The sequence below is a fragment of the Arthrobacter sp. Cza30 genome (genome assembly GCF_059090765.1).
Genome location: NZ_JBNHGA010000004.1, coordinates 354348 through 377633 on the forward strand (window position 1 = coordinate 354348; position 23286 = coordinate 377633).

At 70.9% G+C, this 23286-nt stretch carries 21 protein-coding genes; all 21 read left to right on the forward strand.

From position 1 onward, the window contains the following. Nucleotide 1: 1 nt before the first annotated feature. The 21 genes from mltG to rpoZ all read left to right on the forward strand — a co-directional run bounded on the left by mltG (nucleotide 2) and on the right by rpoZ (nucleotide 23203). Nucleotides 2–1681: an endolytic transglycosylase MltG gene (gene mltG, locus AC5RVZ_RS15245; protein ID WP_494066611.1), complete on the forward strand. Its 1680-nt coding sequence runs from the start codon at nucleotides 2–4 to the stop codon at nucleotides 1679–1681. Further along, nucleotides 1648–2526: a shikimate dehydrogenase gene (locus AC5RVZ_RS15250; protein ID WP_494066612.1), complete on the forward strand. Its 879-nt coding sequence runs from the start codon at nucleotides 1648–1650 to the stop codon at nucleotides 2524–2526. Before mltG ends, AC5RVZ_RS15250 begins: the two co-directional genes overlap by 34 nt. 30 nt (nucleotides 2527–2556) lie before the next feature. After that, a complete protein-coding gene (aroC, locus tag AC5RVZ_RS15255) occupies nucleotides 2557–3786 on the forward strand; it encodes a chorismate synthase (protein ID WP_494066613.1) in 1230 nt (409 codons plus the stop codon). Continuing rightward, on the forward strand, nucleotides 3770–4297 hold the full coding sequence (locus tag AC5RVZ_RS15260) for a shikimate kinase (RefSeq protein WP_494066614.1): 528 nt from the start codon (nucleotides 3770–3772) through the stop codon (nucleotides 4295–4297). The genes aroC and AC5RVZ_RS15260 overlap by 17 nt, the downstream gene beginning before the upstream one ends. Beyond that, nucleotides 4294–5370 carry a 3-dehydroquinate synthase gene (aroB, locus tag AC5RVZ_RS15265; protein WP_494066615.1) on the forward strand — a complete coding sequence of 359 codons (1077 nt, stop codon included), beginning with the start codon at nucleotides 4294–4296 and terminating at the stop codon, nucleotides 5368–5370. The genes AC5RVZ_RS15260 and aroB overlap by 4 nt, the downstream gene beginning before the upstream one ends. Further along, the gene (locus AC5RVZ_RS15270) at nucleotides 5367–5900 is read left to right on the forward strand and encodes a GNAT family N-acetyltransferase (protein ID WP_494066616.1); all 534 of its coding nucleotides are present in this window, start codon (nucleotides 5367–5369) and stop codon (nucleotides 5898–5900) included. Before aroB ends, AC5RVZ_RS15270 begins: the two co-directional genes overlap by 4 nt. 22 nt (nucleotides 5901–5922) lie before the next feature. Continuing rightward, the gene (aroQ, locus tag AC5RVZ_RS15275) at nucleotides 5923–6411 is read left to right on the forward strand and encodes a type II 3-dehydroquinate dehydratase (protein WP_494066617.1); all 489 of its coding nucleotides are present in this window, start codon (nucleotides 5923–5925) and stop codon (nucleotides 6409–6411) included. A gap of 78 nt (nucleotides 6412–6489) precedes the next feature. Then, a complete protein-coding gene (gene efp / locus AC5RVZ_RS15280; RefSeq protein WP_494066618.1) occupies nucleotides 6490–7050 on the forward strand; it encodes an elongation factor P in 561 nt (186 codons plus the stop codon). A 37-nt stretch (nucleotides 7051–7087) separates the two neighbouring features. After that, the gene (gene nusB, locus AC5RVZ_RS15285; protein WP_494066619.1) at nucleotides 7088–7498 is read left to right on the forward strand and encodes a transcription antitermination factor NusB; all 411 of its coding nucleotides are present in this window, start codon (nucleotides 7088–7090) and stop codon (nucleotides 7496–7498) included. Between the two features lie 52 nt (nucleotides 7499–7550). Continuing rightward, a complete protein-coding gene (locus AC5RVZ_RS15290) occupies nucleotides 7551–10811 on the forward strand; it encodes a DEAD/DEAH box helicase (RefSeq protein ID WP_494066620.1) in 3261 nt (1086 codons plus the stop codon). 89 nt (nucleotides 10812–10900) lie between these two features. Then, on the forward strand, nucleotides 10901–12475 hold the full coding sequence (locus AC5RVZ_RS15295; RefSeq protein WP_494066621.1) for a Rieske 2Fe-2S domain-containing protein: 1575 nt from the start codon (nucleotides 10901–10903) through the stop codon (nucleotides 12473–12475). Nucleotides 12476–12654: 179 nt separating this feature from the next. Continuing rightward, complete coding sequence (locus tag AC5RVZ_RS15300) at nucleotides 12655–13188, forward strand: DoxX family protein (RefSeq protein WP_494066622.1); 534 nt, start codon at nucleotides 12655–12657, stop codon at nucleotides 13186–13188. A gap of 117 nt (nucleotides 13189–13305) precedes the next feature. Further along, nucleotides 13306–13836 (forward strand): bifunctional pyr operon transcriptional regulator/uracil phosphoribosyltransferase PyrR, encoded by a 531-nt coding sequence (pyrR, locus tag AC5RVZ_RS15305; protein ID WP_494066623.1) that lies wholly within the window; start codon nucleotides 13306–13308, stop codon nucleotides 13834–13836. Continuing rightward, a complete protein-coding gene (locus tag AC5RVZ_RS15310; RefSeq protein ID WP_494066624.1) occupies nucleotides 13833–14819 on the forward strand; it encodes an aspartate carbamoyltransferase catalytic subunit in 987 nt (328 codons plus the stop codon). The genes pyrR and AC5RVZ_RS15310 overlap by 4 nt, the downstream gene beginning before the upstream one ends. Next, a complete protein-coding gene (locus AC5RVZ_RS15315; protein ID WP_494066625.1) occupies nucleotides 14816–16162 on the forward strand; it encodes a dihydroorotase in 1347 nt (448 codons plus the stop codon). The genes AC5RVZ_RS15310 and AC5RVZ_RS15315 overlap by 4 nt, the downstream gene beginning before the upstream one ends. After that, entirely contained in the window at nucleotides 16159–16668 is a 510-nt protein-coding gene (locus tag AC5RVZ_RS15320) for a PH-like domain-containing protein (protein WP_494066626.1), read from the forward strand. Before AC5RVZ_RS15315 ends, AC5RVZ_RS15320 begins: the two co-directional genes overlap by 4 nt. Continuing rightward, entirely contained in the window at nucleotides 16665–17825 is a 1161-nt protein-coding gene (carA, locus tag AC5RVZ_RS15325) for a glutamine-hydrolyzing carbamoyl-phosphate synthase small subunit (RefSeq protein ID WP_494066627.1), read from the forward strand. The genes AC5RVZ_RS15320 and carA overlap by 4 nt, the downstream gene beginning before the upstream one ends. Further along, nucleotides 17825–21112 carry a carbamoyl-phosphate synthase large subunit gene (gene carB, locus AC5RVZ_RS15330; protein WP_494066628.1) on the forward strand — a complete coding sequence of 1096 codons (3288 nt, stop codon included), beginning with the start codon at nucleotides 17825–17827 and terminating at the stop codon, nucleotides 21110–21112. The genes carA and carB overlap by 1 nt, the downstream gene beginning before the upstream one ends. Next, nucleotides 21109–21969, forward strand: a complete 861-nt coding sequence (gene pyrF, locus AC5RVZ_RS15335; protein WP_494066629.1) for an orotidine-5'-phosphate decarboxylase — start codon at nucleotides 21109–21111, stop codon at nucleotides 21967–21969. Before carB ends, pyrF begins: the two co-directional genes overlap by 4 nt. Then, on the forward strand, nucleotides 21962–22858 hold the full coding sequence (gene gmk, locus AC5RVZ_RS15340; RefSeq protein ID WP_494066630.1) for a guanylate kinase: 897 nt from the start codon (nucleotides 21962–21964) through the stop codon (nucleotides 22856–22858). The genes pyrF and gmk overlap by 8 nt, the downstream gene beginning before the upstream one ends. A 90-nt stretch (nucleotides 22859–22948) precedes the next feature. Then, nucleotides 22949–23203 (forward strand): DNA-directed RNA polymerase subunit omega, encoded by a 255-nt coding sequence (gene rpoZ / locus AC5RVZ_RS15345; protein WP_494066631.1) that lies wholly within the window; start codon nucleotides 22949–22951, stop codon nucleotides 23201–23203. The last annotated feature ends 83 nt before the right edge of the window (nucleotides 23204–23286 follow it).

Consider the following 23286-nt stretch of genomic DNA (forward strand, 5'->3'; position numbering starts at 1 on the left):
CATGCCCGAATCAACGTCCGATGATCCCTTCGCGGATCTGTACGGAAAACTCCCCGATCCGCGCTCCCGGGACATCCGTCCGGTCCGGAGCAGCTCCGGGCAGGTGACGCCTCCTGCGCCGGGAGGCGTCGACGCCGCCCCGAAGTCGCGCCGCGAGGCTCGTGAGGCCGCCCGGCGCGCCGCCACGGGCGAGACGCCGGTCACCTCGGGCGAGGCGCCGGTCACGTCGGCAGGAACGGCGGGAACGCCCGCAGCGCCGTCTTCTCCGGCGCCGGCGGAGCAGGCGTCCGTCACCTCGCACAGCATCCCGGTCGACACCTCCGCGGGGACTGTTCCCGCTCCCCGCTCGGTCGATGCCGCCACGGCCGCGTCCGTGAGCGACGAGCCGCCGCTTCTTCCCACACAGGCGGGGTCCGTCGCGCCGGCCTACAGCCGTACCGGCGACGTCGCCATCCAGGCTCCCGGGGCCGGCGAGCACGCCGCAGGGGAGCGGGAGGCGACGCCTGCTCGGCGGGCGACCGCGACGCTCGAGGACCTGTTCACCGGAGACAGCTCCACGGATGAGCTCGGCGCCGTCCCGCCGCCGAAGAACAAGCGCCGGCGCCGCATCGGCGGCTGGATCGCCCTGGGCATCGTCCTCGTGATCCTCGGCGGCATCGCCGGCGGCGGCTGGTACGTGTGGACGACGTACGAGGACAAGATCCGCGAGGTGATGGGCTGGCAGGCGCCCAAGGACTACGAAGAGGGACTGGCCAACGGCGAGGCGTTCGTGACCATCGCCTCCGGTGACACCGGCTCTCCGATCTCGCAGGCGCTGTACGACGCCGGCGTGACCAAGACCCCCGAGGCGTTCTACGACTACCTCATCGAGGAGAATCTCAACCCGCCCTTCCAGCCCGGTGTCTACCGGCTGCAGAAGCAGATGACATCCGCGGCGGCTCTCGATGCGCTGCTGGATCCGGCGAACAAGATGGAGAACACAGCTCAGGTGCCCGAGGGGCTCACGGTCGAGCAGACGATCGAGCGGCTGGCCGAGGGGACCGGCATCCCGCTGGAGGACTATCAAGCGGCGATCGCCGATCCGGCGGCTTACGGCGTGGCGGCCCAGAGCCTCGAGGGCTGGCTGTTCCCGGCGACCTACACCTTCGATCCCGGCGTCACCGCCCAGGACGTCGTGCAGACGCTCGTGAACCGCACGGTGCAGTCGCTGGACGCGGCCGGGGTGCCCGCCGACGACCGGCAGCGCATCCTCACCATCGCGTCGATCATCCAGCGCGAAGCGCGCTACGTCGCCGACATGAAGAAGGTCTCGACGGTCATCCAGAACCGCCTGGACCCGAGCAACCCGGAGACCAACGGCTTCCTGCAGATGGATTCGACCGCCCAGTACGGCTACGGCGAGCTTCACGCCGGGTCGGCGAGCACGTCGGAGGAGGCGCAGTACGACGACAACCCGTGGAACACGTACGTGCACACCGGGCTGCCCGTCGGGCCGATCGCCAACCCCGGCGACGACGCCATCGACGCCGCCGTGAATCCCGAGCCCGGGCCGTGGCTGTACTTCGTCACGGTCAATCTCAACACCGGGGAGACCATCTTCACGGAGACCTACAGCGAGCACCTGCGCTACGTCGAGCAGATGCAGCGGTGGTGCTCCGAGAACCCGGGCTCGGGGTGCTGAGCGCCCGCGCCCGCAAGCTGGAGGTGTGGGGCGACCCCATCGCCCACAGCCGCTCACCCGAGCTGCACGCGGCCGCGTACCGGGTGCTGGGGCTCGACTGGCGCTACGGGCGCCGCCGTGTGGCGGAGGACTCGTTCCCACGCGAACTGGCGTCGCTGGATGACGGGTGGCGGGGTCTGTCCCTCACGATGCCGCTGAAGTCCGCGGCGCACCGCGCGGCCGCCGTGCTGGACGGGCACGCGACGCTCACCGGCGCCGTCAACACGCTGCTGCTGGATCCCGACGGCATCCGCGGCTTCAACACCGACGTGGGCGGCATCTCCCGTGCTCTCGCGGACGACGGCATCACCGCCGTTGCGGGCGCGCGTCTGCTCGGCGCCGGTGCCACGGCCACGTCGGCGCTCGTGGCGCTCGGCGACCTCGGCGCCGACGAGGTCGAGGTCGTCGCCCGCCGCCCGGAGTCCGTCGAGCGACTCCGGAGCCTGGGCGAGCGGATCGGCGTGAACGTGACCGCCCGACCGTTCAGCCCGGGCACTCACGACGAGGTGCCGCTGACGATCGCCACACTCCCCGGGGACGCGCAGGTCCCGGCCGGAGCCGCCGACGCCCTCGCGCGCTCGGGCGGCCTGCTGCTCGACGTCGTCTACGGACATTGGCCGACCGCCGTGTCCGCCGCCTGGGAGCGGACCGGGCGACCGGCGCGCTCAGGGCTCGGGATGCTGCTGCATCAGGCGGTGCTGCAGATCCGCATCTTCGCCCACGGCGACGCCGACACCGCGCTCCCCGATGAGGAGCGGGTCGTCTCGGCCATGCGGGCGGTGCTCGAGGAGCCGGTGAGCGCGTAACGGCCTCTGCGGCCGTGGGAGACTAGACCAATGCTCCGCGTGCTCACGGCCGGCGAATCCCACGGCCCCGAACTCGTCGCCGTCATGGAAGGACTGCCCGCGGGCGTCCCGGTCTCGCGCTCCGCGATCCAAGCGGATCTCGCGCGCCGCAAGCTCGGCTACGGGCGAGGCTCGCGCATGAAGTTCGAGGAGGACGAGCTCACCATCTCCACCGGTGTCCGTCACGGACTGACGCTGGGAAGCCCGATCGCGCTGCGGATCGGCAACACCGAGTGGCCGAAATGGGTCGAGGTGATGAGCGCCGAGCCGACCGAGCTCACCGAGAAGTCACGTGGCCGAGGCGCCCCTCTCACCCGGCCTCGTCCGGGCCACGCCGACCTCGTCGGCATGCAGAAGTACGGCTTCGACGAGGCCCGGCCGATCCTCGAGCGTGCGAGCGCGCGTGAGACCGCCGCCCGCGTGGCCCTCGGCGCCGTCGCCCGCGCGTTCCTCGCCGAACTCGGCATCCGCCTGGTCAGCCACACCCTGTCGATCGGGCCGGTGCGCGTGCCCGAGGGCGCCGCGCTGCCGACCCCCGACGACGTCGACGCGCTGGACGCCGACCCGCTGCGCTGCTTCGACGCCGCCACGAGCGAGGCGATGGTGGCCGAGGTCGACGCCGCGCGCAAGGACGGCGACACCCTCGGGGGCATCGTCGAGGTGCTGGCGTACGGGCTGCCGCCCGGGCTCGGCTCCCACGTGCACTGGGACCGCCGGCTCGACGGCAAGCTCGCGCAGGCGCTCATGAGCATCCAGGCCATCAAGGGCGTCGAAGTCGGCGACGGCTTCCTGACCACGACGCGACGCGGGTCTCAGGCTCACGACGAGCTCCACCTGGCCGGTCAGGGCATCACCCGCTCGAGCGACAAGGCGGGCGGCACCGAGGGCGGCATGTCCACCGGCACGGTGCTGCGTGTGCGGGCCGGCATGAAGCCCATCGCGACGGTGCCGCGCGCACTGCGGACGGTCGACGTGTCCACCGGCGATGCGGCCTCGGCGCATCACCAGCGATCCGACGTGTGCGCGGTGCCGGCGGCGGGTGTGGTGGCCGAGGCCATGGTGGCGCTCGTGCTCGCCGACGTGGTGCTGGAGAAGTTCGGCGGAGACAGCGTCGACGAGACCCGCCGCAACCTCGAGGGGTACCTCGCGGCGATCCCTGAGACCCTGCGCACCGCCACCTCCAGCGACGCGGCGCTGGGCGAGCATGACCTCGCGCTCTGAGGCGGTCGTCCTGATCGGTCCCATGGGGGCCGGCAAGACGAGCGTCGGACGGAAGGTCGCCCGCGCCCTCGGTCGCCCCTTCTATGACTCCGACGCGGCGATCGTCCGCTCCCACGGACCCATCGAGACGCTGTTCGCCGAGCAGGGCGAGCGCCGCTTCCGCGAACTCGAGCGGGACGCCGTGGTCGACGGTCTGGCCGCCGGCGGTGTGGTCTCCCTCGGCGGCGGAGCCGTGCTGCACCCCGACACCCGCGCCGACCTCGCCGGACACCTGGTCGTCCTGCTCACGGTCTCGCCGCGCGTCGTCGCCGGCCGCTTCCGCGACTCGACGCGTCCGCTGCTGCAGGGCGACGACGCCATCGAGCGGTGGACGGCGATCCTGCGCGAACGGCTGCCGCTGTACGAGGAGCTCGCCGACGTCACGTTCGACACATCGAGCGGGCCCCTCCAGCACGTGGTGGATGCCATCGTCGCGTGGGTGCGCGAGAACCAGCCCGAGGAGGAGCGATGACCGATGCGACCACGATCGCCGTGAGCGGCGACGCGAGCTACGACATCACGGTGGGGCGGGGCATCCTGCCGTCGGTCGGCGACGCCCTTCCGCCCGCCGCCCGGAAGGTCCTGGTGATCCATCCGCCGACGCTCACCGAGCAGGCGGAGCGGCTGCGCGAGCAGCTGCTCGCCGACCGCGAGGTGCTCCTGGCCGAGATCCCGGATGCCGAGCAGGGCAAGCGCATCGAGGTCGCAGCGTTCTGCTGGCAGATCATGGGGCGCGCCGACTTCACCCGCACGGACGCCGTCATCGGATTCGGCGGCGGAGCCGTGACGGACCTCGCCGGCTTCGTGGCGGCCACCTGGCTGCGCGGCGTCGAGATCGTCCAGGTCCCCACGACGGTGCTCGGCATGGTCGACGCCGCCGTGGGCGGCAAGACCGGCGTCAACACCGCGGAGGGCAAAAATCTCGTCGGCGCCTTCTGGACGCCCCGCGCCGTCGTGTGCGATCTAGATCTGCTCGACTCGCTCTCGCCGAACGAACGCGTCGCCGGCTACGCCGAGGTCGTGAAGGCGGGCTTCATCTGGGCGCCCGAGATCCTCGAGCTCATCGAGGCGGACCCCGCGCGAGCGGTCGATCCTCGCAGCGACGCCTTCCGCCGCACCATCGAGCTGGCCATCGACATGAAGGCGCGTGTGGTCGGGGAGGACCTCCGCGAAGCGGGCCTGCGCGAGATCCTCAACTACGGCCACACCCTCGGCCACGCGATCGAGCACGCGGAGCGGTACCGGTGGCGCCACGGCGCGGCCATCTCCGTCGGCATGATGTTCGCCGCTGAGCTGTCCCGCCTGGCGGGACGTCTTCCGGACGCCGCCGTCCAGCGCCACCGCGACATCCTCACCACCCTCGGCCTGCCGACGACCTACCGCGCCGGCGCCTGGCAGCAGCTGCTGGCGACGATGCAGCGCGACAAGAAGAGCCGCGGCGGGATGCTCCGCTTCATCGTCCTGGACGACATCGCCAAGCCGACGGTGCTGCAGGCGCCGGACGAGTCGCTGCTGTTCGCCGCCTACCAGGAGGTCGCCGGGTGAATCCCGGCTGGGTCGTCCGACGCATCCTCGCCGATGAGTGGGAGCGGGTGCGAGGTCTCCGCATCGAGGCCGTGAGCGATCCCCACGCGTCGATCGCGTTCCTCTCGACGCGCGAGCAAGAGCTCGAGCACGATGACGCGTTCTGGCGTGAGCGCGCCGCCGAAGCCGCAGCCGGCGATGACGCGGCGCAGTTCGTCGCGGCCGTCGCCGACGACTGGGTGGGCACGGCGACGGTGCTCGTGCGCCCCGCGGGAGTGGTCGACCACACCGGTCGCACCGTGTACATCTCGCGGGCCGACGTGGTCGGCGTCTTCGTGCGCGCCGAGCACCGCGGTTCCGGCCTCATCGACGCGCTGCTGGATGCAGCCGCGGCGTGGGCGGCCGAGCGCGGACAGACCCGCCTCAGCCTGGACGTCCACGTCGACAACGCGCGCGCACAGGCCGCTTATCGCCGCGCCGGGTTCGTTCCGACCGGCGTGACCTTCACGGGACCGATCGGGCGGGAGCTGGAGATGGTCCGCTCGCTCTGAGCGGGCGCGATATCGTGCCAGCGTGAACCCGCCACGCCGACTGCTCCTGGTCAACGGACCCAACCTCAACCTGCTGGGCACGCGCGAGCCCGAGATCTACGGGTCGCAGACCCTCGCCGACGTCGAGCGTCTGGTGACGGATGCCGCGGCCTCCCGCGGCTTCGAGATCCGAGCCGTGCAGAGCAACCACGAAGGCGTCCTCATCGACGCGATCCACGCGGCGCGCGAGGACTGCGCCGGAATCGTGATCAACCCCGGCGGACTCACGCACACCTCGGTGGTCCTGCGCGACGCGCTCTCCGGCGTCGCGCTCCCCGTCGCAGAGGTCCACATCTCGGACGTCTCGAAGCGCGAGCCCTTCCGGCACCACTCCTACATCGCGGACGTCGCCGTCGTGCACGTCATCGGCGAGGGCGTCGCCGGGTACGCGTCGGCGGTGGACCGGCTCATCGGGATCATCGCCGGCGAGGGCGCCGGCTTGACGGACGGCACCGGACGAGGCATCCCGTAGAATCGACCGTCGGCGCTTCGACAGGCTCCGCGACCGCGCGAGCCGCGCTCTCCTCACACGAACGGACTTCCTCACCTCATGGCATCCACCGCAGACATCAAGAACGGCGTCGTCCTCAACATCGACGGTCAGCTCTGGAGCGTCGTGGAGTTCCAGCACGTCAAGCCCGGCAAGGGCGGCGCGTTCGTCCGTACGAAGCTGAAGAACGTCATGACCGGCAAGGTCGTCGACAAGACCTACAACGCCGGTGCGAAGGTCGAGATCGAGAACGTCGACCGCCGCGACTTCACGTACCTCTACAACGACGGCGAAGGCTTCGTGTTCATGGACACGGCCGACTACGACCAGATCACCGTCCCCGCCGCGACCGTGGGCGACGCCAAGAACTTCCTGCTCGAGAACCAGCAGGTCACGATCGCGCTCAACAACGGCAACCCGCTGTACATCGACCTGCCCGCGTCCGTGGTGCTCGAGATCACCTACACCGAGCCGGGTCTGCAGGGCGACCGCTCGTCGGCCGGCACCAAGCCCGCCACCGTCGAGACCGGCTACGAGATCCAGGTGCCGCTCTTCCTCGAGACCGGGACCAAGGTGAAGGTCGACACCCGCACCGGCGACTACCTCGGTCGCGTCAACTGAGCGCCGCCACGCGCCCGCCCATGACTGCACGAAACCGATGAGCGCACGCTCGAAGGCGCGCAAGCGCGCGCTGGACATCCTGTTCCAGGCCGATGTCCGCGGGGACGACATCGCGGTGATCCTCGCCGCGGAGGCCAAGCGCGCCGCCGGCGAGCCCGCCCGCCAGGCCTCGTGGCTGTACGCGCGCGAGATCGTCGACGGCGTGATCGACAATCGCGAGGCGATCGACGAGCAGATCACCACGTTCGCCAAGGACTGGTCGCTCGCCCGCATGCCCGCCGTCGACCGCGCCGTCCTGCGCATCGGCGCATGGGAGATCCTCTACAACGACGAGGTGCCCACCGCCGTGGCGATCGACGAGGCCGTGGAGCTGGTGAAGGAGTTCTCGTCCGACGAGTCGGGACCTTTCGTGCACGGAGTGCTCGCCCGCATCGCCCGCTCCTCCTGACCGGCGCCGGCCACCGGCCGGAACGTCGGCCGGTCTTGCCAGGATGGATGCCGTGACCCCTCCGTTCGTCGATGCCGCCCACATCCGGCGCCTCGTCGACGGCGCCACGTACGAGCGAGGGGTGGCGTACTTCGCCGACGGCGCGGTCCTGCACGTGGCGTGGGACGCGGAGACCTCGGTCGTCGAGGCGACGGTCCTCGGCAGCGGCCCCACGCCGTACCGGTGCCGCGTCCGGCTGGATCCGCGTCGCACCGACCGCCCGGTCGCCGCGACCTCGTGCACGTGCCCCGTGCAGTTCGACTGCAAGCACACGGTGGCCACGCTGCTGGCCGGCAACCGCCTGGCCGAGGCCGCTCCTGCTTCCGGAAGGCCGTCGTGGCGCGACGTGCTGTCGCCGTCGCCGGGATCGCCGCCCGGCGACCTGGAAGCGACGCCGCTCGCCCTCGGCGTCGAGCTGCGGCAGAGGGTCCGGCGGGGCGCGTCCACATGGGCGCCGGCGCGCGTCGAGACGGCGACCGCACGGGGGCTCCACATGCACGGCGAGGACGTCCTGATCGGTCTTCGCCCGCTCGAGCGCAGCAGCCGCTCGGATGCCTGGATCAAGGGCGCCGTCTCGTGGGAGGCGGTGCGCCGGCCGGGCGGCCCGTATCGACTCGCACAGACGCGGTGGTTCGCCGAGCTGTACAGCATTGCGCGCGACGTGCGCCTTTTCGGCGCCTTCTCGGATGCGTCCGAGTGGCTCACCCTCGACGACGTGGAGTCGCGCCTCGTGTGGTCGCACCTGGCCGCCGCGGTCGGAGAGGGCATCCCGATCGTTCCCACCAAGCGGACGACGACGCTGACGATCGCCGATGAGGCATCGATCGCCGTGCGCACCGAACGGGACGGTGCGGGGCTCCGGGTGTCGGCGGCGGTCACCATCGACGGCGAGCCGACGAGCGCCTCGCGGATGCGGCCGGTCGGGCGCACCGGGGTCTACCGGTTCGTCGTCCGCGGCGAACGGATCGAGCTCACCCTCGCCGAGGTGGCGCTCCCGGACCCGGTGCCGGCGCTGCTCGCCGCCGGCGGCGAGGTGCTCGTGCCGCGTGAGGACGCCGACGAATTCGTGCGGCAGCACCTGCCGCGGATCGCCCGGCGTGTCGACGTGCACGCGCCTGGTATCGACGTTCCCGCGGCGCCCGCTCCGACCGCGGTCCTCGACGTGCGGTTCCTGCCGTCGCACCGGCTCGAGTACGAGCTGTCATGGCGCTACGGCGAACACCCACCGGTGCCCGAGGGGCAGCACGCGGCCGATGGCGATCCGTCCGCGGAGGAGGCGATCCGCGAGCGCCTGCGGGGACTCTGGCACGAGTACTCGCCCGTTCCCTTCTCCGCACGCGACGCGCTCTCGGGCCTGGTCGCGGCGGAGTTCGCCGCGCGCCTGCTGCCGCGCCTGGACGGCGAGCACGGCATCGAGGTGCGCATCTCGGGCGAGCGGCCCCACTACCGGGAACTGAGCGGCGACCCCCGCATCGCCGTCACGACCGTCGAGTCCACGGATCCCGACTGGTTCGATCTCGGGTTCGTCGTCACGATCGACGGTCGGCGCATCCCGTTCGCCACGCTGTTCACGGCGCTGTCGCTCGGACGCAAGAAGGTCCTGCTCAGCGACGGCGCCTACTTCTCGCTGACCCATCCCTCGCTGCAGCGCCTGCGCGACCTCATCGACGAGGCCGGCGATCTCGACGAGTGGGAGACCGGCCCGCGCCTCAGCCGATACCAGACGGCGCTGTGGTCCGACTTCGAAGACCTCGCCGATGAGGCGGAGCCGGCGGTGACATGGCGCGAGACGATCGCGGGGCTCCGCAACGCCGACGGCGTCCCCACGGCGCCGGTCCCTCCCGACGTACGCGCCGAGCTGCGCCCGTACCAGCGAGCCGGCTACGACTGGCTGGCGTTCCTGTGGAAGCACGGACTGGGTGGCATCCTCGCCGACGACATGGGCCTGGGCAAGACGCTTCAGATGCTGACGCTCATCTCGCACACCCGCGCTGACGGTGAGCGCCGACCCTTCCTCGTCGTCGCCCCCACGTCGGTGCTCTCGACGTGGCGCGCCGAGGCGGCCCGGTTCGTTCCGGGCCTGCGCGTCGCGGTGATCGACGCGACACGCGCAAGGCGGGGGACCGCGGTCGCGGACGCCGCCGCTTCGGCCGATCTCGTGATCACCTCTTACGCGGTGCTCCGACTGGACGAGCGCGAGTTCGCCGACGTGGGATGGGCGGGCCTCGTGCTGGACGAGGCGCAGTTCGTCAAGAACAGCGCGACGAAGGCCTACCGAGCGGCGCAGGCGCTGAGCGCCGACGTGGTCTACGCCATCACCGGCACACCGCTGGAGAACACGCTGACGGAGCTGTGGGCGCTGCTGTCCCTCGTCGCGCCGGGGCTCTTCCCGTCCGCGCGCCGCTTCCGGGAGGAGTTCGTCGGTCCGATCGAGAAGGGCAAGGTGCCCGAGAACCGGGAAGGCGGCGCGTACCGGGCGCAGCGTCTCGCGCGGCTGCGTCGCCGGATCCGCCCGTTCGTGCTCCGGCGCACGAAGGAGCTGGTCGCCCCCGATCTGCCCGCCAAGCAGGAGCAGGCCCTGCAGATCGAGCTCGGCGCGGCGCACCGCGCGCTGTACGACACCGTGCTGCAGCGCGAACGCCAGAAGGTGCTGGGGCTCCTGGACGACCTCGATCGGAACCGCTTCATCGTGTTCCGCTCGCTGACCCTCCTGCGGATGCTGAGCCTGGCACCCGAGCTCGTCGATCCCGCGCATGCGCACATCGCGCCGAGCAAGCTCGACGTGCTCTTCGAGCAGCTGGACGAGGCCCTCGCCGAGGGTCACCGTGCGCTGATCTTCAGCCAGTTCACGTCCTTCCTCGGGCTCGTCGCGGCGCGCCTGGAGCAGCGTGGCATCCCGTACGCCTACCTCGACGGCTCCACACGTGACCGCGACGCCGCGATCGCGTCGTTCCGCGGCGGTGAGGCGCCGGTGTTCCTCCTCAGTCTCAAGGCCGGGGGGTTCGGTCTCACCCTCACCGAAGCCGACTACGTCTTCCTGCTCGACCCGTGGTGGAACCCCGCGGCCGAGGCGCAGGCCGTCGACAGGGCTCACCGCATCGGCCAGCACCGCAGCGTCCTGGTGTACCGGATGATCGCGGCCGGGACGATCGAGGAGAAGGTCATGGCGCTGCAGCAGCGCAAGGCCCGCCTGTTCCGCTCGGTCCTCGACGACGACGCGCTCTTCAGCCAGACGCTCACCGCCGAGGACATACGCGCGCTGTTCGAGCCGTGAGAGCGACCGGGATCGCGAGGCCCGGCTCGTCCCGCGGGCTCTCAGCGAGCACTCGCCTAGAATCGACTGGTTCGAACAGGAGGACTCCCATGCGCATCACGGGGCTCGGCCACGCCGGAATGTTCATCGAGACGGCCGGAGGAAGCATCCTCTGCGACCCCTGGGTGAAGCCGGCGTTCTTCGGATCGTGGTTCCCGTTCCCCGACAACCGCGGGCTCGACTGGGAGCGGTACGGCAAGGCCGACTTCCTCTACATCTCCCACCGGCACCGGGACCACTTCGACCCGTGGCTGCTGGAGACCTACGTGCCCAAGGACATCAAGGTCCTCCTTCCCGAGTACCCGACCGATGACCTCGAGCAGGACCTGCGCAGGCTCGGGTACGACAACATCGTCTACACCCAGGCCGGCGAGGTCCTCGAGTACGGGCCGCTGCGCATGATGATCACGCCGCTGCGCGCCCCCTCCGACGGACCCATCGGCGATTCGAGCCTCTCGATCGACGACGGCACCGCGTCGATCCTCAACCAGAACGACTCGCACCCCCTCGATCTCGACAAGCTGCTGTCGTTCTCGAAGCCCGAGGCGTACTTCACCCAGTTCTCGGGCGCCATCTGGTGGCCGATGGTGTACGACCTGCCGCAGGACGCGAAGGAGAACTTCGCCCACCTCAAGCGCGAGGCGCAGCACAAGCGGGCGATGTACTACATCGAGAAGGTGGACGCACCGCACGTCTTCCCCATGGCAGGGCCGCCGATGTTCCTTCGCGACGAGCTGTTCCGCTACAACGGCCTCGGCGCCGCGAACGACTCGATCTTCACCGATCAGGTGGAGTTCATCCGTCGCATGCAGAAGGAGGCTCCGCAGTACACCGGTCACGTCTTCATCCCCGGCACCGTGGTCACCATCGAGAACGGCGTGCAGACCATCGAGCAGACGCTCTACACGGATGCCGAGATCCAGGCGATGTTCGAGGACAAGTGGGGCTACCTGGAGCAGCAGCGCGCCACCCGGCAGGCCGAGATCGCCGAGGAGGAGGCCTCGCGACCGGCCACGCTTCCGCCGGCGGAGATGCTGCAGGCCATCAAGGAGTGGTGGGAGCCGCTGCTGCGTCGGGGGCGGATCTTCCGCGAGGGCGTCGGCGGGCCGGTGCGCTACACGATCGGCGACCTCGACATGATCGTGGACTTCCCGAAGGCAAAGGTGCGCGAGTACGCGGGGGAGGAGACCAGCTACTGGTTCACCATCCCGGCCGACCTCGTCTCGACCAACATCGCCGATCGCGAGATCGACTGGTCGAACTCGATCTTCCTCTCGATGCAGTTCGCCGCCGGGCGCGTGGGCAAGTTCAACGAGTTCATCTACACGTTCATGAAGTGCCTCTCGCGCGACCGCATCGAGTACGTCGAGAACTGGTACGCGGAGCAGTCCGACGTGTCGGAGGACATCCAGCTCGAGGACTGGGTCGTGCAGCGACGCTGTCCGCACCTGCGCGCCGACCTGTCCAAGACCGGCAAGATCCAGGACGGCGTGCTCACGTGCAGCCTGCACGACTGGAAGTGGGATCTCACCTCGGGTCGGTGCCTCACGACCCACGGTCACCCGATCCGCGCCAGCCAGGTGGAGGACGACCTGCATCGGGCGGCAGCGGCACCGGCAGCCTGACGTCCTCGCGGCGGCGAGGCGACCCCCGGTTGTAGCCTTCCGACAACCGATCGGCCCGGTCCCGGCGATATCGCTGTCTGTCAGGTGCTGAATCGGCGCCGTGCGTATCAGGGACCTCGCTCCCCGGTCTAGATCACCGTGCCCGCGACCGCGGGCGATCAGACCGAAGGAGTCACGCCATGACCACCGTTTCCGTCCACGGCGCCGCCGGCGTCGTCCCCGCCCGCGTCCGTCGCCCGCACCCGCTGCGCGCCGCCCTCGCCCTCGAAGCCCGCGCGGAGTCCGCGCTCAAGAATCTCCTGGTGCGCTGGAGCGTGCCCGCGCTGCGGGTCGCCCTCGGCGCCGTCTTCGTCGCGTTCGGTGCACTCAAGCTGATCCCCGGGATGAGCCCCGTGGAGGCTCTCGTCAGCGCCACGTGGGAGAAGCTGACCTTCGGCCTCGTCAGCGGCCACGCGGCGCTCGTGGCGACCGCGGTGATCGAGGTGGCTGCGGGCCTGCTCCTCATCCTCGGCGGCGCGTTCGCCCGTGCGGGGCTTGTCGTGCTCGCCTTCGCCTTCGTCGGCATCATGTCGCCGATCGTGCTCCTGCCCGGCGAGGTCTTCGGTCCCGTGGGTCCCACGCTGACCGGGCAGTACATCTTCAAGAACGTCGTGCTCATCGCGGCCGCCCTGGTCGTCGCCTCGCGCGTGCTGCGCGGTCGGGTACGGCGCTGACGCAGCCTCGCGCAAAGACCGGCTTCCGATTGGGAGCCGGTCTCGCCGTGTCATAGACTGGACGACGACCACAGCAACCTTTAACCCCGTCCCGTGAGGCGGAGAAGGGAGCGGCGGATGAGCACGCGCACCGTGCTGCATGAGGCCGACATCGCGCGAGCCCTGACTCGGATCTCCCACGAGATCCTCGAGTCCAACAAGGGCCCGGATGGTCTGGTGATCCTCGGCATCCCCACCCGCGGCGTCACGCTCGCCCACCGCATCGGCCGGCTCGTCCAGCAGTTCGGCGAGGCGCCCGTGCCGGTCGGATCGCTCGACGTCACGATGTACCGCGACGACCTGCATCGCAATCCCACACGCGCGCCCCAGCCCACCCAGATCCCGTCCGGCGGCGTCGACGGCAAGGTCGTCGTCCTCGTCGACGACGTGCTGTTCTCGGGCCGCAGCATCCGGGCGGCGCTCGACGCCCTGCAGGACATCGGCCGCCCCGCCGCCGTGCGGCTGGCGATCCTCGTCGATCGCGGCCACCGCGAGCTGCCCATCCGCCCTGACTTCGTCGGCAAGAACCTGCCGAGCGCGCGGGACGAGCGCGTCAACGTCCGCCTGGCCGAGGTCGACGGCAGCGAGGAGGTGACGATCGCGTCATGAGGCACCTGCTCGACACCAAGTCGCTCAGCCCCGCCGAGGCGCTGCGCATCCTCGACGTCGCCGAGGACATGGCCGACACCCAGCAGCGCGAGGTCAAGAAGCTGCCCACGCTGCGGGGCAGAACCGTCGTCAATCTCTTCTTCGAGGACTCCACGCGCACCCGCATCTCGTTCGAGGCTGCGGCGAAGCGGCTGTCGGCCGACGTCATCAACTTCGCGGCCAAGGGCTCGAGCGTGTCCAAGGGGGAGTCCCTTCAGGACACCGCGCAGACGCTGCAGGCGATGGGGGCCGACGCGGTCGTCATCCGCCACGGAGCCTCCGGAGCCCCTCGCACACTGGCCACGAGCGGCTGGATCTCGGCCGGCGTGGTCAACGCCGGCGACGGCACGCACGAGCACCCCACGCAGGCGCTGCTGGACGCGTACACGATCCGCAAGCGCCGCTTCGGGGAGGACAGCCGCGGGCGCGACCTCTCCGGGGTCGGCGTCACGATCGTCGGCGACATCCTCCACTCGCGCGTGGCACGTTCGAACGTCTGGCTGCTGCACACGCTCGGCGCACGCGTGACGCTGGTCGCCCCACCCACCCTCATCCCGCAGGACGTCTCGACCTGGCCCGTCCGCGTGCTGTACGACCTCGACGAGGCGATCGCGGCGCAGCCGGACGCTCTCATGATGCTGCGAATCCAGCTGGAGCGCATGAACGCCGCTTATTTCCCCACTGAACGGGAGTATTCCCGCCGGTGGGGCCTGGACGCCCGGCGTCTGCAGGGTCTCGGAGCCGATAGCATTGTGATGCATCCCGGGCCGATGAACCGGGGGCTCGAGATCTCCGCAGAAGCCGCGGACTCGCCCCGCTCGACGGTGCTCGAGCAAGTCGCGAACGGCGTCTCGGTGCGCATGGCCGCGCTCTACCTGCTGCTGGCGGGCGCGGAGCGCGATGCCGACTCGACGGATGCCACGCGGAAGGGGACCACACGATGAGCGCGTCCGGACACGACACCACGACCGTCGCGGCGGGGGAGGTCCTGCTGTTCCGCGGGGCCGTCGTCGAAGGCTCGGCCTCCGCGGACGTCCTCGTCCGAGACGGCGTCATCGCCGAGATCGGCGCCGGCCTGAGCCGGTCGGGGGCGACGGTCGTCGACGCCGACGGCCTCGTGCTGCTGCCCGGGCTGGTCGACCTGCACACGCACCTGCGCGAGCCCGGGTACGAGGCCTCCGAGACCGTGCTGACCGGGTCGCGCGCGGCCGCGGCGGGCGGCTACACCGCCGTGTTCGCGATGCCCAACACCTCGCCGGTGGCCGACACCGCCGGCGTCGTGGAGCAGGAGCTCGCGCTCGGCGAGGCGGCCGGCTTCGTCACCGTGCAGCCGATCGGCGCCGTCACCGTCGGGCAGCGGGGCGAGCGCCTGGCGGAGCTGGGCGCCATGGCGGACTCGCGCGCGCGCGTCCGCGTGTTCAGCGACGACGGCTTCTGCGTGTGGGATCCGCTCATCATGCGACGCGCGCTGGAGTACGTAAAGGCGTTCGACGGTGTCATCGCGCAGCACGCGCAGGACCCGCGCCTGACCGAGGGCGCCCAGATGAACGAGGGCGCCGTGTCGGCCGAGCTGGGGCTCGCCGGATGGCCGGCGGTCGCGGAGGAGTCGATCATCGCGCGCGACGTGCTGCTGGCCGAGCACGTCGGCTCGCGCCTGCACGTGTGCCATCTGTCCACAGCGGGCTCTGTCGAGATCATCCGCTGGGCGAAGAAGCGCGGTGTCGACGTCACCGCCGAGGTCACACCTCATCACCTGCTCCTGACGGAGGAGCTCGTGCGCGACTACGACGCCCGATTCAAGGTCAACCCGCCGCTGCGCCGGGAGGAGGACGTGCTCGCGGTCCGCGAGGGCCTCGCCGACGGCACGATCGACATCGTCGCGACCGACCACGCGCCGCACCCCGCCGAGGCCAAGGCGTGCGAGTGGCACGCCGCCGCGAACGGCATGGTGGGTCTCGAGAGCGCGCTGCGCGTGGTGCAGCAGGCGATGGTCGACACCGGCCTGATCACGTGGGGCGACGTCGCGCGCATCATGTCCCGCGAGCCCGCGCGCATCGGCCGGCTCGCCGGGCACGGCACCCCGCTCACGGCTGGTCAGCCCGCCTCGGTCACCCTGTACGACCCGTCTCCGGTGCGCACGTTCACCACCGAGGATCTCCGCGGCCGCAGCGTCAACTCGCCCTACGTCGGCCGCGACCTGCCCGGCGAGGTCCGCTGGACGCTGCACCGGGGAACGGTGACCGTCGCAGACGGGGCGCTGCTGGAGATCCCCGGGGTGCGCGCATGACCCGCGAAGCCGCCCTCCTCGTCATCGTCCTGGTCGCCCTGGCGCTGCTGGGTCTGCTGGCCTGGGCGTGGTGGCGACGCACCCGACGCGACGCCGGCCTCGTCCCGCCCGGCGGCGACCTGCCCTCGGGGGCCGCTGTGACCGGTGTCTTCCCGAGCCTGTACGTCGCCACGACCCGTCACGGGGAGCCGCTCGAGCGGCTCGCGATCAAGGGCCTGGGCTTCCGCTCGCGCGCCGAGGTCACCGTGACCGACGCCGGGGTGGCGATCGACCTCACCGGCCGGCCCCGCATCGTCGTGACCGTGGACCGCATCGCCGACGTCGCGCAGGCCACCGTGACCATCGACCGCGTCGTCGAACGCGACGGCCTCGTGCGCCTGTCATGGCGCATCGACGACGCCACGATCGTCGACTCCTACTTCCGCCCGCAGGATGCCTCGGCCCGCGCCCTCGCGGACGCGATCGCCGGCATCCGCCACCCGAACCAGACGGGAACCTCCTCATGACCTCCCTCTTCCAGAACGATCCCGCCGTTCTCGTCCTCGAGGACGGCACGCGTCACACCGGCCGCGCGTACGGAGCGCGGGGCACCACGCTCGGCGAAGTCGTCTTCGCCACCGGCATGACCGGCTATCAGGAGACCCTCACCGACCCGTCGTACGCCGGACAGATCGTCCTGCAGACGGCGCCGCACATCGGCAACACCGGCATGAACGGCGAGGACACCGAGTCCCGTCGCATCTGGGTGTCGGGCTACATCGTGCGCGACCCTTCCCGCGTGGTGTCGAACTGGCGTGCCGAGGAGTCGCTCGACGATGCCCTCGTGAGCGATGGCGTCGTCGGCATCAGCGGCATCGACACGCGCGCCGTGACCCGCCACATCCGCTCGGCCGGCAGCATGCGCGGCGGCATCTTCTCGGGCGAGGCGGCCGCGCTCGACCCCGACGAGCAGCTTCGCCTCGTGCAGGAGGCACCGCAGATGGCAGGACGGAACCTCTCCGCCTCGGTCTCCGTCCCCGCGGTGCAGATCACGCCGGCGACGGGGGAGCGCATCGGGAATCTCGCCGTGCTGGACCTCGGCGTCAAGCAGGCGACGGTGAACAACCTCGCGGCGCGAGGCTTCGACGTGCACGTGCTGCCACAGGACGTCACGATCGAGCAGATCCGCGCGATCGACCCGGTCGCGGTGTTCTACTCCAACGGCCCGGGCGACCCGGCCGCATCCGGCGACCACGTGGACCTGCTGCGCGGCGTGCTCGACGAGGGACTGCCGTTCTTCGGCATCTGCTTCGGCAACCAGCTCCTCGGGCGCGCCCTGGGCCTGGGCACCTACAAGCTGCCGTTCGGTCACCGCGGCATCAACCAGCCCGTGCTCGACAAGACCACCGGTCGCGTCGAGATCACCGCCCACAACCACGGCTTCGCCGTCGACGCGCCGCTGGAGGGTGCGTTCGAGAGCCCGAACGGCTACGGGCGCGTCGAGGTGAGCCACGTCGGCCTCAACGACCGCGTCGTCGAGGGCCTGCGCGCCCTGGACATCCCGGCCTTCTCGGTGCAGTACCACCCCGAGGCCGCTGCCGGCCCGCACGACGCCAACTACCTGTTCGACCGCTTCCGCGACCTGGTCGTGGAGCACCTCGCGACCAAGAAGGACGCCCACTGATGCCCAAGCGCCCCGACATCCGCAGCGTCCTCGTGATCGGCTCCGGTCCGATCGTGATCGGCCAGGCCGCCGAGTTCGACTACTCGGGCACCCAGGCGTGCCGCGTGCTGCGCGCCGAGGGCATCCGCGTGATCCTGGTGAACCCCAATCCCGCCACGATCATGACGGATCCCGACTTCGCCGACGCCACCTACATCGAGCCGATCACGCCCGAGGTCATCGAGACGATCCTCCTCAAGGAGAAGCCGGACGCCATCCTGCCGACCCTCGGCGGCCAGACGGCCCTGAACGCCGCGATGGCCCTGCACGACCGCGGCATCCTCGACAAGTACGGCGTCGAGCTCATCGGCGCGAAGGTCGACGCGATCCGCAAGGGCGAGGACCGCCAGATCTTCAAGGAGCTCGTCCTCGAGGCCGGCGCCGACGTTGCGGCATCCGTCATCTGCCACTCCATGGAGGACCTGCTCGCCGGCGCCGAGAAGCTCGGCTACCCGCTGGTCGTGCGCCCCTCGTTCACCATGGGCGGCCTCGGCTCGGGCTTCGCCTTCAACGAGGAGGACCTCCGCCGGATCGGCGGTGCCGGTCTGCACGACTCGCCCACGAGCGAGGTGCTGCTGGAGGAGTCGATCCTCGGCTGGAAGGAGTACGAGCTCGAGCTCATGCGCGACACCGCCGACAACACGGTGGTGGTGTGCTCCATCGAGAACGTCGACCCGGTGGGGGTCCACACCGGCGACTCCATCACCGTCGCGCCCGCGCTCACGCTGACCGACCGGGAGTACCAGAAGCTGCGTGACATCGGCATCGACATCATCCGCGCCGTGGGAGTGGACACCGGAGGCTGCAACATCCAGTTCGCGGTGGACCCCGAGACCGGTCGCGTGATCGTCATCGAGATGAACCCGCGCGTGTCGCGATCGTCGGCACTGGCGTCGAAGGCGACGGGCTTCCCGATCGCCAAGATCGCCGCGAAGCTCGCCATCGGCTACCGCCTCGACGAGATCCCCAACGACATCACGAAGGTGACGCCGGCGAGCTTCGAGCCGACGCTGGACTACATCGTCGTGAAGGTGCCGCGATTCAACTTCGAGAAGTTCCCGGCCGCCGACGCGACGCTCACCACGACCATGAAGTCCGTGGGCGAGGCGATGGCGATCGGCCGCAACTACGCCACCGCCCTGCAGAAGGCGCTGCGCTCCCTCGAGAAGCGCGGGTCGAGCTTCCACTGGGGCGACGAGCCGCGCTCGGTGGAGGAGCTCCTCGAGATCGCGAAGACCCCGACCGACGGACGCATCGTCGTGCTGCAGCAGGCACTGCGCAAGGGGGCGACCGTCGAGCAGGCGTTCGAGGCGACCAAGATCGACCCGTGGTTCCTCGACCAGATCGTGCTCATCAACGACGTCGCCGAGTACGTGCGGCAGGCGGACGAGCTGGATGCCGCGACCATCCGCATCGCGAAGGAGCACGGCTTCAGCGACGCCCAGCTCGCGCAGCTGCGGGGCCTCACCGAGGCCGAGGTGCGCCGGATCAGGCACGGCCTCGGCATCCGGCCGGTGTACAAGACGGTCGACACCTGCGCGGGGGAGTTCCCGGCGCTCACGCCGTACCACTACTCCAGCTACGACGCCGAGACCGAGGTCTCGCCGTCGGAGCGCACCAAGGTGGTCATCATCGGCTCCGGCCCCAACCGCATCGGGCAGGGCGTCGAGTTCGACTACTCGTGCGTCCACGCGTCGTTCGCGCTGGCCGATGCCGGCTACGAGACCATCATGGTCAACTGCAACCCCGAGACGGTGTCCACCGACTACGACACCTCGGACCGGCTGTACTTCGAGCCGCTGACGCTCGAGGACGTGCTCGAGGTGCTCCACGCCGAGGCGCAGTCCGGCGAGATCCTCGGGGTCATCTGCCAGCTCGGCGGCCAGACGCCGCTCGGGCTCGCCAAGGGCATCGAGGACGCCGGCTACCGGATCCTCGGCACCGGTCCCGCCGCGATCGATCTGGCGGAGGAGCGCGAGCAGTTCGCCCGACTCCTCGACCAGGCGGGCCTCGTCGCGCCCCGGAACGGCACGGCGATCGACGTCGAGGGCGCCGTCGCCGTGGCCGAGGAGATCGGATACCCGGTGCTCGTCCGCCCCAGCTTCGTCCTGGGCGGCCGCGGCATGGAGATCGTCTACTCCACCCCGGCGCTGCGCGACTATTTCGTGCGGGTCGCCGATCAGGCGATCATCGGGCCCGGCATGCCGCTCCTGGTCGACCGGTTCCTCGACGACGCGATCGAGATCGACGTCGATGCGCTGTACGACGGGCAGGACCTCTACATCGGCGGCGTCATGGAGCACCTCGAGGAGGCCGGCATCCACTCCGGCGACTCCAGCTGCACGCTGCCGCCGGTGAGCCTGGGACGCACGGACATCGACCGGGTGCGCGAGGCCACGCACGCGATCGCCGATGGCGTGGGGGTGCGGGGGCTCCTCAATGTGCAGTTCGCGATCTCGGCCGGCGTGCTCTATGTCATCGAGGCCAACCCCCGGGCGAGCCGCACCGTCCCGTTCGTGTCCAAGGCGCTGGGCATTCCGCTGGCCAAGGCCGCGTCGCGCATCATGGCGGGCTCGACCATCGCCGAGCTGAAGGCCGAGGGGATGCTGCCCGCGCAGGACGGATCGCGGGTGCCGCTGGACGCGCCGGTCGCCGTCAAGGAGGCTGTGCTGCCCTTCAAGCGGTTCCGCACCGCCGACGGTCAGACGGTGGACTCCGTCCTGGGCCCGGAGATGCGCTCGACCGGCGAGGTGATGGGCATCGACCGCGACTTCCCGACCGCATTCGCGAAGTCCCAGCAGGCCGCGTACGGCGGGATGCCGCTGCAGGGCACGGTGTTCATCTCGGTGGCCGACAGCGACAAGCGGGCGGTGATCCTTCCGGCGCACCGGCTGCGGCAGCTCGGCTTCGACCTGGTCGCCACCGAGGGCACCGCGGAGATCCTGGCACGCAACGGCATCGAGGTCCGCGTCGTGGAGAAGTTCTCCGAGACCCAGGAGTCGGGGGGCACCAACATCGTCGACCTCATCAACGCCGGAGAGATCGACATCGTGGTGAACACCCCCAGCGGCGGCGCAGCGCGCGCCGACGGCTACGAGATCCGCGCGGCGGCGGTGGCGGGCGACAAGGCGCTGTTCACCACCATGGCCGTGCTCGGCGCCGCGGTGAGCGCACTGCCGGTGCTGCGGGACGGGTTCGCCGTCAAGAGCCTCCAGGAGTACGCCGCCGAGCGCGGGGCGGGCGCGTGACGTCTTTCGGCACGCGACTGCGCCGCGCGCTCGACGACCACGGGCCGCTGTGCGTGGGGATCGATCCGCATGAGCACCTCCTGGGCGAGTGGGGGCTGAATGCCTCGGCGGCGTCCGCCCGCGACTTCGGGCTGCGAGTCGTCGAGGCCGCCGCCGGCCGCGTGGGGATCGTCAAGCCGCAGGTCGCCTTCTTCGAGCGGTACGGCTCCGCCGGCTTCGCGGCGCTCGAAGCCGTGCTCGCGGCCGCGCGCGCGGCGGGGCTGGTGGTGATCGCCGACGCCAAGCGCGGGGACATCGGCTCGACGATGGACGGCTACGTCGCCGCGTGGCTGACGCCTGGCTCGCCGCTGGAAGCGGACGCGGTGACCCTCAGCCCGTACCTCGGCGCCGACGCGCTGCGCCCCGCCCTCACCGCCGCCGTGCGCGCCGACAAGGGCGCGTTCGTCCTGGCGGCCACGAGCAATCCCGAGGCGTTCGCCCTGCAGAGCGCGCGCACCGTCGACGTCGCCGCCACGGACGACCAGTCCGTGGCCGAGCGCGTGGCGCGCGACATCGCATGGGTCAACGCCTCCGCCGCCTTCCAGGGCGGCCTCGGCCCCATCGGTCTCGTCGTCGGCGCGACCGTGGACCGCGCCGCGGTGGGGCTGAGCGACGACGCGCTGCGCGGCGCGCCGATCCTCGCACCAGGATTCGGCGCGCAGGGCGCGCAGCCCGCAGACCTTTCCGGCCTCTTCGGCGACGCCGCCCCCAACGTGGTGGCATCCGAGAGCCGAAGCGTCCTGTCGGCGGGTCCCGGGCGGCTCGCGGAACGGATCGCCGAGCGCGCCGCGATGTACCGTGGTGGTTCCGATGCCTGATTCACGAACCCCGCCCGAAGTCGATCGCATCGCCGCGTCGCGCCGCGCCGTCGCCGCGCGGCGAGAGCGCGCCGCCCTGAAGAAGGACGTCGCGATGCGGGTCATCACGCCGCAAGAGCTCCTGCGGCGCGCCCTCGACGAGCCCGAGTCGCCCGCCGGCGCGATGCGGGTCACCGAGTTCCTCACCGCCATCCCGGCGATCGGCGAGGGCAAGCGCGACCGGATCCTGCGCGAGCTGCAGATCTCGCCCGTCAAACGGCTGGGCGGCCTGGGCACGCGCCAGCGGGACGCGCTGCGCCGGTTCCTGGACGCGCGGTGGCCCGAACTGGAGCCGCGCGCCGGACGCAGCCGCCTGATCGTCCTGGCGGGGCCGACGGCGGTGGGCAAGGGGACGGTCGCGGCCTACATCAAGGAGCACCACCCCGAGATCCACCTCTCGGTCTCGGCGACGACCCGCACGCCTCGTCCGGGCGAGGTCGACGGCGAGCACTACTTCTTCGTGGACGACGAGGAGTTCGACCGGATGATCGCCCAGGGCGAGCTGCTCGAGTACGCCACGGTGCACAACGCCTCCCGCTACGGGACGCCGCGCGCGCCGATCGAGAAGGCCCTCGGCGAAGGGCGGACGGTGCTGCTGGAGATCGATCTGCAGGGTGCGCGCCAGGTGAGGGCCGCCGATCCGTCCGCGACGCTGGTGTTCCTGCTGCCTCCCAGCTGGGACGAGCTCGTCCAGCGGCTCGTCGGCCGCGGAACCGAGGACGGCCCCGAACGCGCCCGTCGGCTGCGGACCGCCAAGACCGAGCTCGCCGCGCAGGGGGAGTTCGACTATCGCGTCGTCAACGACGACGTGGCCCGCGCCGCCGAGGAGGTCGCGCGGCTGGCGCGCTGACCGCCGCCCCCTCCCGTAGAATGGTGGGATGCCCCGGCACATCGGGGCGCTCAGACTTCCACGCCGTCATCCGATCCAGGAGGTTTCGCCATGGCCGGAACGAACCAGGGCATCATCGAGCCCCCCATCGACAGCCTGCTCGAGAAGGTCGACTCGAAGTATCAGCTCGTCATCTACGCCGCCAAGCGCGCGCGCCAGATCAACGACTACTACTCCGACCTGCACGAGGGCAACCTCTTCGACAACGTCGGCCCGCTCGTCGACTCCACCGTCGAGGACAAGCCCCTGACGATCGCGCTCCACGAGATCAACGAGGACAAGCTGCGCCTGCGCGCCGCCGAGTAGCCCCTGACGTCCCGATGCCCCCGAGGCGGCGCTGTCCGCCCTCGGGGGCATACTGGTGCCGGCCCATCCCGACCTGGAGCATC

Coding starts and splice junctions, on each gene's coding strand:
- AC5RVZ_RS15320 (WP_494066626.1), top strand. CDS start 16,159: ATGACCCGCGAAGCCGCCCTCCTCGTCATCGTCCTGGTCGCCCTGGCG.
- carB (WP_494066628.1), top strand. CDS start 17,825: ATGCCCAAGCGCCCCGACATCCGCAGCGTCCTCGTGATCGGCTCCGGT.
- AC5RVZ_RS15300 (WP_494066622.1), top strand. CDS start 12,655: ATGACCACCGTTTCCGTCCACGGCGCCGCCGGCGTCGTCCCCGCCCGC.
- aroB (WP_494066615.1), top strand. CDS start 4,294: ATGACCGATGCGACCACGATCGCCGTGAGCGGCGACGCGAGCTACGAC.
- aroC (WP_494066613.1), top strand. CDS start 2,557: ATGCTCCGCGTGCTCACGGCCGGCGAATCCCACGGCCCCGAACTCGTC.
- rpoZ (WP_494066631.1), top strand. CDS start 22,949: ATGGCCGGAACGAACCAGGGCATCATCGAGCCCCCCATCGACAGCCTG.
- nusB (WP_494066619.1), top strand. CDS start 7,088: ATGAGCGCACGCTCGAAGGCGCGCAAGCGCGCGCTGGACATCCTGTTC.
- AC5RVZ_RS15295 (WP_494066621.1), top strand. CDS start 10,901: ATGCGCATCACGGGGCTCGGCCACGCCGGAATGTTCATCGAGACGGCC.
- mltG (WP_494066611.1), top strand. CDS start 2: ATGCCCGAATCAACGTCCGATGATCCCTTCGCGGATCTGTACGGAAAA.
- gmk (WP_494066630.1), top strand. CDS start 21,962: ATGCCTGATTCACGAACCCCGCCCGAAGTCGATCGCATCGCCGCGTCG.
- AC5RVZ_RS15310 (WP_494066624.1), top strand. CDS start 13,833: ATGAGGCACCTGCTCGACACCAAGTCGCTCAGCCCCGCCGAGGCGCTG.
- carA (WP_494066627.1), top strand. CDS start 16,665: ATGACCTCCCTCTTCCAGAACGATCCCGCCGTTCTCGTCCTCGAGGAC.
- AC5RVZ_RS15315 (WP_494066625.1), top strand. CDS start 14,816: ATGAGCGCGTCCGGACACGACACCACGACCGTCGCGGCGGGGGAGGTC.
- pyrR (WP_494066623.1), top strand. CDS start 13,306: ATGAGCACGCGCACCGTGCTGCATGAGGCCGACATCGCGCGAGCCCTG.
- efp (WP_494066618.1), top strand. CDS start 6,490: ATGGCATCCACCGCAGACATCAAGAACGGCGTCGTCCTCAACATCGAC.
- AC5RVZ_RS15260 (WP_494066614.1), top strand. CDS start 3,770: ATGACCTCGCGCTCTGAGGCGGTCGTCCTGATCGGTCCCATGGGGGCC.